Annotated in this window: 14 protein-coding genes; 10 read left to right on the forward strand and 4 right to left on the reverse strand. The window is 69.9% G+C overall.

Annotation, left to right across the window (positions count from 1 at the left end; all coding sequences use genetic code 11):
• Positions 1-11: 11 nt before the first annotated feature.
• Entirely contained in the window at positions 12-479 is a 468-nt protein-coding gene (locus AC1U89_RS05225; protein ID WP_479898675.1) for a DUF805 domain-containing protein, read from the forward strand.
• Between the two features lie 75 nt (positions 480-554).
• On the opposite strand, the gene AC1U89_RS05230 is transcribed toward AC1U89_RS05225, so the two are convergent.
• Positions 555-1100 carry a porin family protein gene (locus AC1U89_RS05230; protein WP_479898676.1) on the reverse strand — a complete coding sequence of 182 codons (546 nt, stop codon included), beginning with the start codon at positions 1098-1100 and terminating at the stop codon, positions 555-557.
• 311 nt (positions 1101-1411) lie between these two features.
• Here AC1U89_RS05230 and AC1U89_RS05235 point away from each other — a divergent pair, with 311 nt between their 5' ends.
• On the forward strand, positions 1412-2527 hold the full coding sequence (locus tag AC1U89_RS05235) for a beta-ketoacyl-ACP synthase III (RefSeq protein ID WP_479898677.1): 1116 nt from the start codon (positions 1412-1414) through the stop codon (positions 2525-2527).
• Between the two features lie 44 nt (positions 2528-2571).
• Here AC1U89_RS05235 and AC1U89_RS05240 read toward each other — a convergent pair whose 3' ends face one another.
• Positions 2572-3753: a M48 family metallopeptidase gene (locus AC1U89_RS05240; RefSeq protein WP_479898678.1), complete on the reverse strand. Its 1182-nt coding sequence runs from the start codon at positions 3751-3753 to the stop codon at positions 2572-2574.
• A gap of 171 nt (positions 3754-3924) precedes the next feature.
• On the opposite strand from AC1U89_RS05240, the gene tcyJ reads away from it, so the two are divergent.
• From tcyJ to AC1U89_RS05280, 8 genes are all read left to right on the forward strand, one after another.
• Positions 3925-4734, forward strand: a complete 810-nt coding sequence (gene tcyJ / locus AC1U89_RS05245; protein WP_479898679.1) for a cystine ABC transporter substrate-binding protein — start codon at positions 3925-3927, stop codon at positions 4732-4734.
• A gap of 55 nt (positions 4735-4789) precedes the next feature.
• A complete protein-coding gene (gene tcyL / locus AC1U89_RS05250; RefSeq protein WP_479898680.1) occupies positions 4790-5446 on the forward strand; it encodes a cystine ABC transporter permease in 657 nt (218 codons plus the stop codon).
• Positions 5443-6183 carry an amino acid ABC transporter ATP-binding protein gene (locus AC1U89_RS05255; RefSeq protein WP_479898681.1) on the forward strand — a complete coding sequence of 247 codons (741 nt, stop codon included), beginning with the start codon at positions 5443-5445 and terminating at the stop codon, positions 6181-6183. The genes tcyL and AC1U89_RS05255 overlap by 4 nt, the downstream gene beginning before the upstream one ends.
• A 62-nt stretch (positions 6184-6245) precedes the next feature.
• Complete coding sequence (locus tag AC1U89_RS05260) at positions 6246-6548, forward strand: hypothetical protein (RefSeq protein ID WP_479898682.1); 303 nt, start codon at positions 6246-6248, stop codon at positions 6546-6548.
• Positions 6549-6694: 146 nt separating this feature from the next.
• Positions 6695-8770 carry an ATP-dependent DNA helicase RecG gene (gene recG, locus AC1U89_RS05265; RefSeq protein ID WP_479898683.1) on the forward strand — a complete coding sequence of 692 codons (2076 nt, stop codon included), beginning with the start codon at positions 6695-6697 and terminating at the stop codon, positions 8768-8770.
• 54 nt (positions 8771-8824) lie between these two features.
• Positions 8825-9667, forward strand: coding sequence for a type 1 glutamine amidotransferase domain-containing protein (locus tag AC1U89_RS05270; RefSeq protein ID WP_479898684.1), 843 nt, complete (start codon positions 8825-8827; stop codon positions 9665-9667).
• Between the two features lie 19 nt (positions 9668-9686).
• The gene (locus AC1U89_RS05275) at positions 9687-10667 is read left to right on the forward strand and encodes a phosphotransferase family protein (RefSeq protein WP_479898685.1); all 981 of its coding nucleotides are present in this window, start codon (positions 9687-9689) and stop codon (positions 10665-10667) included.
• The gene (locus AC1U89_RS05280) at positions 10664-11041 is read left to right on the forward strand and encodes a DUF6285 domain-containing protein (protein ID WP_479898686.1); all 378 of its coding nucleotides are present in this window, start codon (positions 10664-10666) and stop codon (positions 11039-11041) included. The genes AC1U89_RS05275 and AC1U89_RS05280 overlap by 4 nt, the downstream gene beginning before the upstream one ends.
• Before the next feature lie 150 nt (positions 11042-11191).
• On the opposite strand, the gene AC1U89_RS05285 is transcribed toward AC1U89_RS05280, so the two are convergent.
• A complete protein-coding gene (locus AC1U89_RS05285) occupies positions 11192-12325 on the reverse strand; it encodes a DUF3089 domain-containing protein (RefSeq protein ID WP_479898687.1) in 1134 nt (377 codons plus the stop codon).
• A gap of 51 nt (positions 12326-12376) precedes the next feature.
• Positions 12377-13579 carry an acetyl-CoA acetyltransferase gene (locus AC1U89_RS05290; RefSeq protein ID WP_479898688.1) on the reverse strand — a complete coding sequence of 401 codons (1203 nt, stop codon included), beginning with the start codon at positions 13577-13579 and terminating at the stop codon, positions 12377-12379.
• Between the last annotated feature and the right edge of the window lie 10 nt (positions 13580-13589).

The following is a 13589-nucleotide window of genomic DNA, read 5'->3' on the forward strand; positions in this document are numbered from 1 at the left end:
CGATGTCCTTGATGTTTGAGCCATTGMGCCGCTACGCCGATTTCGAAGGGCGCTCGCGACGGACGGAGTATTGGCTCTTCTTCCTGTTCCATATCCTGGCCGCCCTGGTCTTCACCATCGTCACCGTGTCGTTGGTGGTCGCGGGCGCGGAGGCGAGCAAGGGCCAGGGCCAGAGTGGACCCGGCGTCGCCTTCGTCGTCTGGATCCTGGTCGCCATGGCGGGCGCGCTGGCCCTGATCGTCCCGACCCTGGCTGTCCACGTCCGCCGACTGCACGACATCGACCAGTCGGGCTGGATGGTGCTGCTGGGCCTGATCCCCGGCGTGGGCGGGATCATCCTGCTGGTCTTCCACCTGATGGACGGCACGCCCGGCCCCAACCGCTACGGCGAGGACCCCAAGGGCCGCCAGCCCTACGGCGGCGGACCGACCGTGCATCACCATCACTACGCGCCCGGCGCGGAGCCGCCCACGGCCTGATTGAGGACCGGCTCGGAATCAGAACGCGCGCCCCGGGCTCGAGGCGCGCGTTCTTCGTTTCGGGGGGCCTGGATCCTAGAACTTCCGGGCGTAGCCCACCGAGACCACGTTGGCGTCGGCCGCGTCGTCGTCGCGGTACTGCTGACGGGTGTAGTCGACGCGGACGCCGTTCTTGTCGTCGAACTTGTACTGGGCGCCGACGCCGTAGTTGACGCTGTCGGCGTCGAACTTGTTCTCGACCCCGGCCACGGTCTGCTTGAACTGGCTGTTGCCGTAGCCKACGCGGCCGATCAGGTCGATGTTCGGGGTCACCGGCAGGAAGCCCACGCCGTAGACCGCGGCCTGGTGGGTCTGCTCGAGCTTGGAGCGGACGCCGGCCTGGTCGATATTGTCGTCCTTCACGCCGCCGGACAGTTCGCCCTCGACGCCGAAGTGCGGGGTCAGCTTGGCGCCCAGGCGGCCTTGGACGGCGCCGGTGTCGGCGCCTTCGGCGCGGGACCCGGCATAGCCTAGCGTACCGTAGACGCCGGTGTCCTGGGCTTGCGCCAGGCCAGGCGCCGAAGCGAGCGAGATCGCGACCACGGGAGCGGCCAGCACGGCCGCCGACATGAGAGTCTTCATTGTTGTACTCCTTGGTACTGGCGAGGCTGGGGGAGCGCCTCGACGGTCCTGGGATAGCCTTGCCATTGGGCCGCCTTTGGACCCTGGCGAGCCCGTTTGGGGCCATTGCGTGTCGATCGCGACACGTCCGTGGCGATTGTGGCGGCGCGGAATCGTTCCCCTCCCCGACCCGAAAGCGGCAAGGTGTTGCCCTCCTGCCGCGCGGGGAAACGTGACGGCTGCGCCAAGCGTGCTATTGATCGGGCAAGAACCGAAAGGCGCGCCCCCCTTAATCTTGGAGGAGGCTCGCCAACGTCACCGGGATCKCCGCCTTGCCTAAAGCCGTCATCGTCGCCACGGGGCTGTACACCCCGCCGTTCAGCGTTTCGAACACCGAGTTGGTCGAGACCTTCAACACCTATGTCGAGCGCTTCAACGCCGCCAACGCCGAGGCCATCGCCGCCGGCGAGGTCACGGCCCTGCTGCCCTCCTCGCCCGAGTTCATCGAGAAGGCCTCGGGCATCAAGTCGCGCTTCGTGATGGACAAGACCGGGATCGTCGATCCCGAGGTCATGCGCCCGATCCTGCCCGAGCGCCCGAACGAAGAGATCTCGATCCTGGCCGAGATGGCCGTCGAGGCCGCCAAGCAGGCCATCGCCCGCTGGGGCAAGCCGGCCTCGGAGATCGGCGCGGTGATCTGCGCCGCCTCGAACATGCAGCGCGCCTACCCCGCCATGGCCATCGAGGTGCAGCAGGCCCTGGGCATCGAGGGCTTCGCCTTCGACATGAACGTCGCCTGCTCGTCGGCCACCTTCGGCATCAAGACCGCGGCCGACTTCATCGCCACGGGCAGCGCCAAGGCCGTGCTGATGGTCAATCCCGAGATCTGCTCGGGCCACCTGAACTTCACCGACCGCGACAGCCACTTCATCTTCGGCGACGTGGCCACGGCCGTGATCCTGGAAGAGGAAAGCCAGGCGACCGGCGGCTGGGAGATCCTGGGCACGCGGCTGAAGACGGTGTTCTCCAACAACATCCGCAACAACTTCGGCTTCCTGAACCGCGCGGCCCCGGAAGGCATCGGCGCCAAGGACAAGCTGTTCGTGCAGGAAGGCCGCAAGGTGTTCCGCGAGGTGGTGCCGATGGTCAGCGAGATGATCGTCGAGCACGCCGGCGACATCGGCGTGGAGCCGACGGGGCTGAAGCGCCTCTGGCTGCATCAGGCCAACATCAACATGAACGAGATGATCGGCCGCAAGGTGCTGGGCCGCGATCCCGCCCCCGGCGAGAACGTGATCATCCTGGACACCTACGCCAACACCAGCTCGGCCGGCTCGATCATCGCCTTCCACACCGCCAACGACGACTTCAAGCCCGGCGACACCGGCCTGATCTGCAGCTTCGGCGCGGGCTATTCGGCCGGCACGGTGTTCGTCCGCAAGCGGTAGCGGCTGGGGACACGCACAAGTGCATGTCCCCGACCCTATTTCGCCTAGTCCGCCTTCGGATGCGCCGCCTTCCAGTCCATCGCCCGGCGGATGCGGTTACCCACGGCCGGGTGGTCGTAGAACAGCACCTCCTCCAGCCGGCTGGGCGTGGCCGCGCGATATTCGATAGTCTTGACCAGGGCCTTGGACAGGCCGTCCGGCTCGTTGAAATGCTCCAGGCTGTAGTGGTCGGCGTCGCTTTCGGCGATGCGGACCAGGCTGTTGGTCAGTGGCGTGCCCAGCAGCGACAGCACCGCCAGGATCACGCTCAGCACCGGCAGGCCGGCGGGATCGGCCAGGCCCTTGATCGTGTCGCCGCCCAACAGGGCGCAGACCGGCGCGAACAGCCGGTCGACCAGGAAGAACGACACGATGGCCAGCAGGCTCATCACCCCGGCGATCCACAGCGAGTGGTAGTGGGCGTAGTGGCCCATCTCGTGGCCGACGACGCCGCGCACCTCAGCCAGGTCCGCGCCCTGCTTGAACATCGTGTCGCTCATCGCCACCCGCGCCGAGCCGAACAGGCCCGAGACGTTGGCGGTGTAGGCGTTGGACTGCTTGGAGCCGTTGTAGACGAAGATCTTGTCGGCCGGGATGCCGTTGGCCTTGGCCATGGCCACCACCTGATCGCGCACGGGGCCGGCCGGCGCGGGCGTGTAGTGGTTGAAGATCGGCTCGATATAGATCGGCGACAGCACCATCAGGACGGTGATGAACACCGCGGTCAGCCCGCCGCTCCACAGCCACCAGGTGCGCGGCGCCTTGCGGATCAGGGCGTAAAGCGCCGTCAGGAACAGGCCGAAGGCCACGGCGCTGATCAGCAGGCTGATGGCGCTCTCGCCCAGCCAGCCGCTGAAGGCCTGGCTGGTCAGGCCGTACTGCTTCTGCCGCCACCAGCCGGCATAGGCCGACCACGGCAGGCTCAGGACGCCGTCGATCAGCAGGTAGACGACGCCGACCGCCAGGCTGACCAGCACCGGTCGCGGCTTGCGCCGCTCCATCCCGCGCCGCAGGCCGACCAGCACGCCGCTGCGCACGATCAGGAACGACACCAGCACCGAGACCAGGAAGCCCCACAACAGCAGCCAGTGGCCGCCCTGGGTGTAGGCCGTGGCCTTGGCGTGGGCCTCGGGCGGCAGTTGCGCCAGATAGGCCGCGGTCGCCGCGGCCGGGTCGAACAGAACCATGGAATCCCCCGATGGGTTACGCAGCCTCGCAGGAAGCCAGACCGGGGACCCGTCGTCAGGTTAAATCTCGGTCAGGTTGGGTCGCGCACGCTCCCGGCGACGCTTGCCTCTGGCGGCGGCTCGCGGGGCGTATAGAAATGCGCCCCTGACTTTTGTCTTTCGAGGCTTCGCATGCGATTCCCCGCTCGTCGTGAACTCCTGACCGCCCTGGGCGTGGGCGCCGTCGCGCTCGGCCTGGGCGCCCTGGCCGCCTGCGGGGGCAAGACCGGCGACGTGGCCGAGACGGGCCTCAAGCGCGTCGAATCGACCAAGGTCCTGCGCGTCGGCCTGGAAGGCACCTATCCGCCGTTCAACTTCCAGGACAAGGACGGCCAGCTGGCCGGGTTCGAGGTCGACTTCGCCAAGGCCCTGGCCGCCCAGATGGGCGTCAAGGCCGAGTTCCACCCCTCGCCGTTCGCCGGCCTGCTGGGCGCGCTGGAATCCAAGCGCATCGACGTGGTGATCAACCAGATCACCATCACCCCCGAGCGCGCGGCCAAGTACGACTTCTCGCGGCCCTACACCGTGTCGGGCATCCAGATCATCGTCCGCAAGGGCCAGACCGGCATCGCCGCCCCAGCCGACCTGGCCGGCAAGAAGGTGGGCGTGGGACTGGGCACCAACTACGAGAGCTGGCTGCGCAAGAACGCCCCCAAGGCCATTGTCCGCACCTATGACGACGACCCCACCAAGTACCAGGACCTGAAGGCCGGCCGGATCGACGCCGTGCTCAACGACCGGCTGGTGGCCGCCGACTTCGTCAAGACCACGCCGGACTTCGAGGCCTCGGGCCCGCCGTTCGCCAGCCAGGGCATGGGCGTGGCCATGCTGCGCGATCCCGCCCTGAAGGTGACGATCGATCAGGCCATCGACGCCCTGCGCGCCAACGGCCAGCTGGCCGCCATCTCGACCAAGTGGTTCGGGCAGGACGTGACGAAGTGATATCCCGCGCTAGGATCGGGGTCATGTCCCTCTCCGTGTCCCCGGCCGTCGGCCGATGAACCCCGCCCTCGATCTCGTCGCCCAGTCCGCCCCGCTGCTGCTGAAGGGCGCGGTCTACACCGTGCTGCTCAGCGTGATCGGCATGGGGGTGGGCCTGGTCATCGGCTTCGGCCTGGCCCTGATGCGGCTGTCGCGCAGCCCGCTGCTGCGCTGGCCAGCGGCGGTCTATGTCTCGGCGATCCGGGGCACGCCGCTGCTGGTCCAGCTGTTCCTGATCTATTACGGCCTGCCGCAGCTGGGGATCGAGCTGCCGCCGCTGCTGGCCGCCGGGATCGGCTTCTCGATCAATATCGGCGCCTATGCCGGCGAGATCCTGCGCAGCGCCATCGCCGCCGTCGACAAGGGCCAGTGGGAGGCCGCCAGCGTGCTGGGCATGAGCCGCGGCCAGACCCTGCGCCGGGTGATCCTGCCCCAGGCCGCCCGCACCGCCGTCGCGCCCCTGTCCAACAGCTTCATCAGCCTGGTCAAGGACACCTCCCTGGCCGCCACCATCCAGGTGCCCGAGCTGTTCCGCCAGGCCCAGCTGATCACCGCCCGCACCTACGAGATCTTCGCCATGTATCTGGCGGCCGCCGCAATCTACTGGGTCCTGTCCAGCCTGCTGGCCCTGGGCCAGACCCGCCTGGAACGCCGCGCGGAGGGCCGCAGATGAGCGCGATCGACGCTAAGGGCCTGATCAAGCGCTTCGGCGCGACCACCGTCGTCAACGGCGTGGACCTGACGGTGACGCCCGGCGAGACCGTCGCGGTCATCGGCCCCAGCGGCTCGGGCAAGAGCACSCTGCTGCGCTGCCTGGCCGGGCTGGAGGTCATCGACGGCGGGACCCTGACCGTGGCCGGCGTCACCGCAGGKACCAAACCGCCTTTCGCCCGCGCCCTGAAGGGCCGGGTCGGCTTCGTGTTCCAGAGCTTCAACCTGTTCCCGCATCGCACGGCCCTGCAGAACGTGGCCGAGGGCCTGATCGTGGTGCGCGGCGTCAAGCCGGCGGAAGCCTACGACAAGGCCCGCGCCCTGCTGACCAAGGTGGGCCTGGCCCATCGGGTTGACGCCTATCCACGCGAGCTGTCCGGCGGCCAGCAGCAGCGCTGCGCCATCGCCCGCGCCCTGGCCATGGATCCGGAGGTCATCCTGTTCGACGAACCGACCTCGGCGCTCGACCCGGAACTGGTCGGCGAGGTGCTGACGGTGATCCGCGACCTGGCCGCCGAGAAGCGCACCATGGTCATCGTGACCCACCAGATGGACTTCGCCCGCGATGTGGCCGATCGGACGCTCTTCATGGATGACGGCGTTATTATTGAACAAGGCCCTTCCGCCGCCGTGCTCGGTTCGCCTAAGGAAGAGCGCACGCGGCGATTCCTCAGCAAGGTGAGCGGCCTAAGGTCATAATTTGGCCTCCGGCGCCCCTCACCTCCTCTCCGCCGACGCCGTGTGCTGTGAGGCGAGGTCCTGTGAAACCCTATATCGATCTGCAAGGCGCATCGGGCGCCGTCTACCGTTACAAGTTGGCCGAGGATCGTGATCCGCGGACGACCATCGCCGGCAATTTCGTCTTCGTCGACGCGGCCGGAACCATCGTCTATGCGGGCGAGGCCAACAACCTGCACGGGGCCGGCAACCGCTTCCCCGAGGCCTCGCTGAAGCACAAGGCCGAGTACCTCTACACCCGCCTGAACGTCTCGGGCGCCTCGCGCTCGGACGAGCTGCAGGACATCGTGGCGGCCGTCCGGCCGGTCATGAACAAGGGCGAGTAGGCCCTTCCCGGATCCCACGGCCGACAGAATCGTCGCCCCGGGATCCGTCCGACCTCGTACGGTCGAGCTTTCCTTCGCCATCAAGTACGAAAAGAGAACATCGCGGCGTCCACATCCGACGCAGGCTTCGCTATGGTGGAGTCCGCATGCGCCCCGAGATTCTCTTTCCGCTGTTCACGCCGGTCTCCACGCTGAAAGGCGTGGGGCCGCGCGTCGCGCCGCTGGTCGAGCGCCTGGCGGGACCGATCGTCCGCGATGTGCTGTTCACCCTGCCCCAGGGCCTGATCCGCCGGACCGTCACCACCAGCGACCGCGCCGTGGACGGACAGGTCCAGACCTTCCTGGTCACCATCGACACCCACATGCCGCCGCAGCGCAGCGGCCAACCCTGGCGGATCCGGACCTGGGACGAGCACGGCTTCGTCACCCTGACCTGGTTCAAGGGCCACGGTCCGCACCTGGAGCGCCAGCATCCGGTCGGCGCCAGGCGCGCCGTCAGCGGCAAGGTCGAGCGCTACGGCAACGAGATTCAGGTCGCCCATCCGGACTACCTGCTGGACGCGGAGAAGGCTGGCGAGATCCCGGCGGTCGAGCCGGTGTATCCGGCGACGGCGGGCCTGCCTTCGCGCACCTTCCGCAAGTTCGCCCAGGAGGCCCTGGACCGCGCCGCCGCCCTGCCCGAATGGCAGGACCCGGCCTGGCTGGCCAAGAGCGGCTTTCCGGCCTGGCGCGAGGCCCTGATCCTGGTCCACGGCCCGCAGGCCGAGATCGACCTGTCGCCGATGTCGGTCGCTCGCCGGCGCCTGGCCTTCGACGAACTCCTGGCCCACCAGCTGGCCCTGGCCCAGCGCAAGGCCGGCAAGCGCTCGCACCCCGCCCCGCGCATCGTCGCCGGCGACCTGTCCGACGCCGTCGAGGAGGCCCTGCCCTTCAAGCTGACCGGGGCGCAGATCCGCGCCCTGTCCGAAGTGCGCGGCGACATGGCCAGCGGCGAGCGGATGGGCCGGCTGCTGCAGGGCGACGTCGGCTCGGGCAAGACCGTGGTGGCCATGCTGGCCATGGCCGACGCCGCCTCCAGCGGCCTGCAGTCGGCCCTCATGGCCCCGACCGAGATCCTGGCCCGCCAGCACTACGAGACCCTGGCCCCGCCGCTGGAGGCGCAAGGCCTGGCGGTGATCCTGCTGACCGGCCGCGACAAGGGCTCGGTCCGGGCCTCGAAGCTGGCCAAGCTGGCCGACGGCTCGGCCGCCGTGGCCGTGGGCACCCACGCCCTGTTCCAGGACGACGTGGCCTTCCACGCCCTGGGTCTGACCATCATCGACGAGCAGCACCGCTTCGGCGTCAACGAGCGCAAGCGGCTGCAGGACAAGGGGGAAGGCGCGCACCTGGTGGCCATGTCGGCCACGCCGATCCCGCGCACCCTGGAGCTGACCGTCTTCGGCGACCTGGACGTCTCGCGCATCGACGAGAAGCCGCCGGGCCGCACGCCGGTCGCCACCCGCGCCGTGCCCACCCCGCGCATCCCCGAGATCATCGCCCGGCTGAAGGCCGCCGCCGAGGCCGGGGCCCAGGCTTTCTGGATCTGCCCGCTGGTCTCGGAGTCCGAAAAGATCGACCTGCGCGACGCCGAGATGCGCGCCGCCTCGCTGCGCCAGGCCATCGGCCCGACGGTCGGCCTGGTCCACGGCCAGATGCCGGTCGCCGAGAAGGACGCGGTCATGCAGGCCTTCGTCGACGGCGAGGTCAGCGTGCTGGTCGCCACCACGGTGGTCGAGGTCGGGGTCAATGTGCCCAACGCCAGCATCATGGTCATCGAGCACGCCGACCGCTTCGGCCTGGCCCAGTTGCACCAGCTGCGCGGCCGCGTGGGTCGCGGCGCGCGCGAGAGCTCGTGCGTGCTGCTGTACGACCCGCCGCTGTCGGAGACCGCCCAGCAGCGTCTGGACATCCTGCGCCGCAGCGACGACGGCTTCGAGATCGCCGAGAAGGACCTGGAGCTGCGCGGCGGCGGCGATCCGCTGGGCCTCAAGCAGAGCGGCTTCCCGGCCTACCGCCTGGCCGATCCGGTGGCCCACCGCGACCTGATCGCCGCGGCCGCCGACGACGCCCGCCTGATCCTGGCCCGCGACCCCGATCTGACCTCGCCGCGCGGTCAAGCTGTGCGGACGCTGCAGGAACTGTTCGATTGGAAGGCAGCTTCACCGTTGAACGACGCGGGCTGATTGACCCGCCCAGGGTCCGGCATAAGCTGCCGAAAACGACGCCTGGGGGGCAGCGTGCCGAAGGTCCTGATGCCGATCCCCGCCCGCGATTTCGACCCGACCGAGGTCGCGATCAGCTGGAAGACCTTGACCGGACGCGGCCATGACGTGGTCTTCGCCACGCCCGACGGTCGTCCCGGCGCCGCCGACCCCATCATGTTGACCGGGCGCGGCCTTCCGCTGGTCGGCGGCCTGCTGCGCGCCAACGCCGAGGCGCGCGCCGCCTACGCCGCCATGCTGGCCGATCCCGCCTTCCAGTCGCCGCTGAAGTGGAGCGACATCGCCACGACCGCCTTCCAGGGCCTGCTGCTGCCGGGCGGCCATCGGGCGCGGGGCATGCGCGAATATCTGGAGAGCCCGCTGCTGCAGGCGGCGGTCGTCCGGGCCTTCGCGGCCGGCAAGCCCGTCGGCGCCATCTGCCACGGCGTGCTGCTGGCGGCCCGGAGCATCGACCCCTTCACCGGCCGCTCGGTCCTGTACGGCCGCAAGACCACGGCCCTGACCTGGACCCTCGAGCGCTCGGCCAGCGCCCTGGCCCGCACCTTCCGCTTCTGGGACCGGAACTACTACCGCACCTATGTCGAGGCGCCGGGCCAGCCGGCGGGCTTCATGTCGGTGCAGGCCGAGGTCACCCGGGCCCTGGCCCGGCCGGACGATTTCCGCGACGTCCAGGTCGGCGTCACGGAGTACAAGCGCAAGGCCTCGGGCCTGGCGCGCGACAGCGTCGGCGACTTCCGCCCCTCCTTCGTGATCCGCGACGGCCAGTACGTCTCCGCCCGCTGGCCCGGCGACGCCCACGCCTTCGCGGCGACCGTCGCCACCATGCTCGACCAAGCCGTCTTGCCTGACGTTAGGTGAGCCGAAGGAGGCTGGCGACATGGATGTGCCCGCCGCCCTTTCCGCCCTGGCTCCGCGCCTGTCCGCCGCCGCGGCGACGGCGCTGAACGTCCGCCGGCTGTCCGGCGGGGCCAGCCAGGAGACCTGGGCCTTCGACCTCGACGACGGGACGCCGCTGATCCTGCGCCGGCGCCCGCCGGGCGGGTCGATGAGCGCCGCCGCCCTGCCCCTGTCGACCGAGGCCGCCCTGCTGGCCGCCGTCGCTCCGCGCGGCGCGCCGGTGCCGGAGGTGGTCCGGGTCTGCGAGCCGGGCGACGGCCTGGGCGAGGCCTATGTCATGCGCCGGCTGTCGGGCGAGACCCTGGGCAAGCGCATCGTCCAGGGCGAGGCCTTCGCCGCCGTGCGCCCCGGCCTGGCCCGGCGCTGCGGCGAGGTGCTGGCGACGATCCACGCCACGCCGCTGGAAGGCCTGCCGCCCCTGAACGTCTCGGACGCGGCCAGCGAGCTGGCGCGCTACGAGACCGTCTATCACCAGTCCGGCGCCCGGCGGCCGGTGTTCGAGGCGGCCTTCCGCTGGCTTGAGGAGCGCGCCCCGCCGCCGCTGGACCGGCCGGTGCTGGTGCACGGCGACTTTCGCAACGGCAACCTGATGATCTCGCCCGAGGCGGGCCTGGTCGGGGTGCTGGACTGGGAGCTGGCCCACCTGGGCGACCCGGCCGAGGACCTGGGCTGGATCTGCGTCAATTCCTGGCGGTTCGGCGAATGGCGACGGCCCGTGGGCGGGTTCGGCGACTACCAGGACCTGCTGGACGGCCACGCCGCGGCCGGGGGCGAGCCGGTGTCGCTGGACCGGCTGCTGTTCTGGCAGGCCCTGGGCTCGCTGAAATGGGGCGTCATGTGCCTGATGATGTACGCCAGCTTCGCCAGCGGCATGGACCGCTCGATCGAGCGCGCGATGATCGGCCGGCGGGCCAGCGAGACCGAGATCGACCTGGTGCTGCTGATGGAGCTGTCCGCATGATCACCCATCCGACCGCCGCGGAGCTTCGCCAGGCCCTGGCCGATGTGGAAACGGGAGCGCCGGGCGACGCCCGCGCCGCCTTCATCGCCCGGGTCGCCGACAACGCCCGCGCCACCCTGGAACGCGAGGCGGCCCTGGGACCGGCGGCCGAGGCGGCGGCGGTGGAGCGGCTCCGGGCCCTTCTGGGACGGGACGGCGGCTTCGAGGCCCTCAACGCCGAGCTCTGCGCCCGGCTGCGCGACGGGCGCCTGGCGCCGCTGGCCCCAGCGGTCCTGGCCCATCTGAAGGCCAGCCTGATGGATCAGGTCGCGATCGACCAGCCGGGGTACTCGGGCTTGGCGGCGCTGCAATCTGAAAGCGCGCCTTCCCGCTGAGAATCCCTCCTCCGCTCATCCCGGCGAATGCCGGGACCCAGATGGAATGGCTTTGAGGCTGACGCCAGGAACTCTGAGTTCATCCCATCATCCACACCGCCACAGGATCTGGGTCCCGGCATTCGCCGGGATGAGCGGATTTGGGGATGCTTATTTGGGTGCGTTCGCCGTCGTGGACCGCGCCTTCAGCGCCGCCACCCGCGCCAGGGCGTCGGCCTCGATGTCGGCCCAGAACAGATTGTAGCCGTCGACCTTGCGGCGGTCGGTCCAGGAGCCGCTGTCGCGCAGCGAAGTCGACTTGGGCCGCCCGGTGTGCAGCAGGCCGTTCTCGCACTGCGCCCAGACCTGGCGCTTCAGCAGGGCCGGCCGCGAGCCCCATTCCAGCCCCGTGGCGTTGACCGCGCCCAGGTTCAGCTTGGCCGGGGCGCGAATCTCGTTGCGGGCGCCCAGCAGCGGGTTGACGCACAGCGGGGCCCGGCCGTCGATCGGCACCAGTTCGCCGTCCCGGGTCCAGACCAGCGAACGGTTGGACAGTTCCTGGGCGCGCTGGAAATCGCCGTCGGTCACGGACGCCCAGGCGACCACGCAACCGGCCTCGTTGCGACCGGCGCAGGCCGGCGTCGGCGCGTCGGGCCCGAAGGCGTCGGCCGGCACCACGGTCTCGATCAGATAGACCCCCGCCAGGCGCCCGCGCAGCGCCGGATCGGGGACGATCTCCTCCTTCAGCAGGCGATCGGCCAGGACCCCGCCCTGCTCCACCCCGACCAGCACCAGCGGCCGGCCGCCGTTGTCGTGCTCGAGGTAGTAGCGGAAGGCGTCGCGCACGTCGTCATAGGCGAAACGGCGGGCGTCGCGGGCGTCGTCGCGCAGGGTCAGGAAAGTGTAGAGGCTGGCCTGGCGATAGTGCGGCGCGAAGATCCGCCCCACCCGCGCGAACGGCGCGGCGTAGTTGGGCAGCATCACCCGGGCCAGGTCGCGCTCGGCCTTGGGCTGGTCGAACGGCGCGTTCCAGTCGCGTCCGCCGTCATAGCTGGTGGGGTGCACGAAGAAGACGTCGACCGCCTTCGGCGCCGCCGCCCCGCCCTGGGGCCGCAGGGCCCAGGCCTCCGGCTTGGCGTAGTTCGGGGCCGGCGGCGGGTCGTAGGTCTGGAACGGGATTTTGGGGTCGAGCGTGGTGCGCAGGATGTCGTAGCGCCAGTAGAACGCCGCCGACACGACCATCACCAGGAACAGGACCGTTCCCGCGAAGATCCAACGCTTGAAACCCTTGAACCGCTCGGCCATGGCCCCTCGTTACACGAAGCCGGGCCGGGGCGCGAGACGGCGCGGAAGGCCTTACGCGCCTTCCTGTCCGATGATCGCCACGGAGCAGACATTGCTGGCCGGCGCGCCGCCCAGATTGTGAGTCATGCCGAACACCGGGTCCTTCAGCTGGCGCTCTCCGGCCCGCCCTTGCAGCTGCAGGTACATCTCGTAGAGCATGCGCAGGCCCGAGGCCCCGATCGGGTGGCCGAAACACTTCAGGCCGCCGTCGATCTGGCACGGCAAGCCGCCGTCGGCGTCGTAGAAGCCGTCCAGCACGTCGCGCCAGCCCTGGCCCTCGGGCGAGATGAACAGGTCCTCCATGGTCACCAGCTCGGTGATCGAGAAGCAGTCGTGCACCTCCATCATCGAGATCTGCTCCCGCGGCCGCTCGATGCCGGCCTCGCGATAGGCCTTGCCGGCGGCGATGCGGGCGGTGTGGAAGTGGCTGCCGTCCCAGCCGTTGTACTGGCTCTCGTAGCCGTTGGAGACCGACAGCTGCAGGGCCTTGACCGTGACCAGGTCGCGCTTGCCCAGGGCCCGGGCGATCTCGGGCGTGGTGACGATCGCCGCCGCCGCGCCGTCCGACACGCCGCAGCAGTCGAACAGGCCCAGGGGCTCGGCGATCATCGGGGCGTTCAGCACCTGGTCGATGGTCACCGCCTTCCGCAGGTGGGCCTTGCTGTTCTTGGCGCCGTTGGCGTGGCTCTTGACCGAGACGTGGGCGATGGCGCGCTTGAGGTCCTCGCGCGAGACGCCGTGCTTGGCGCGGTAGGCCGAAGCCAGCTGGGCGAAGTTGCCGGGGGCCGAGCCGTTGGGGATCACCTGCGGCGCCAGCGTGCCGGGATTGCCGACCGGCAGGCCGCCGTAGCCGGTGTCCTTCAGCTTCTCCACGCCCACGGCGATGGCGATGTCGGCCGCCCCCGCCGCCACGGCGTAGACCGCGCCCCGGAAGGCCTCCGAACCCGAGGCGCAGAAGTTCTCCACCCGGGTGACGGCGATGTTGGGCAGGCGCAGGGCGATCGACAGCGGCGTGCCGCCCTTGCCCGTGCCCAGCTCGTCGACATGGGTCGAGAACCAGGCCGCGTCCAGCTGGCTGGGCTCGATGCCGGCGTCGGCCATCGCCTCGACATAGGCCTCGACCATCAGGTCGTCGGGCCCGGCGTCCCAGCGCTCGCCGAACTTGCTGCAGCCCATCCCCAGGATGGCGACCTTGTCGCGGATGCCCTTGGCCATGGTATTTTCT

The sequence above is a fragment of the Caulobacter sp. 05T431 genome (assembly GCF_056665975.1).

Coding starts and splice junctions, on each gene's coding strand:
- AC1U89_RS05240 (WP_479898678.1), bottom strand. CDS start 3,753: ATGGTTCTGTTCGACCCGGCCGCGGCGACCGCGGCCTATCTGGCGCAA.
- tcyJ (WP_479898679.1), top strand. CDS start 3,925: ATGCGATTCCCCGCTCGTCGTGAACTCCTGACCGCCCTGGGCGTGGGC.
- tcyL (WP_479898680.1), top strand. CDS start 4,790: ATGAACCCCGCCCTCGATCTCGTCGCCCAGTCCGCCCCGCTGCTGCTG.
- recG (WP_479898683.1), top strand. CDS start 6,695: ATGCGCCCCGAGATTCTCTTTCCGCTGTTCACGCCGGTCTCCACGCTG.
- AC1U89_RS05275 (WP_479898685.1), top strand. CDS start 9,687: ATGGATGTGCCCGCCGCCCTTTCCGCCCTGGCTCCGCGCCTGTCCGCC.
- AC1U89_RS05280 (WP_479898686.1), top strand. CDS start 10,664: ATGATCACCCATCCGACCGCCGCGGAGCTTCGCCAGGCCCTGGCCGAT.
- AC1U89_RS05285 (WP_479898687.1), bottom strand. CDS start 12,325: ATGGCCGAGCGGTTCAAGGGTTTCAAGCGTTGGATCTTCGCGGGAACG.
- AC1U89_RS05290 (WP_479898688.1), bottom strand. CDS start 13,579: ATGGCCAAGGGCATCCGCGACAAGGTCGCCATCCTGGGGATGGGCTGC.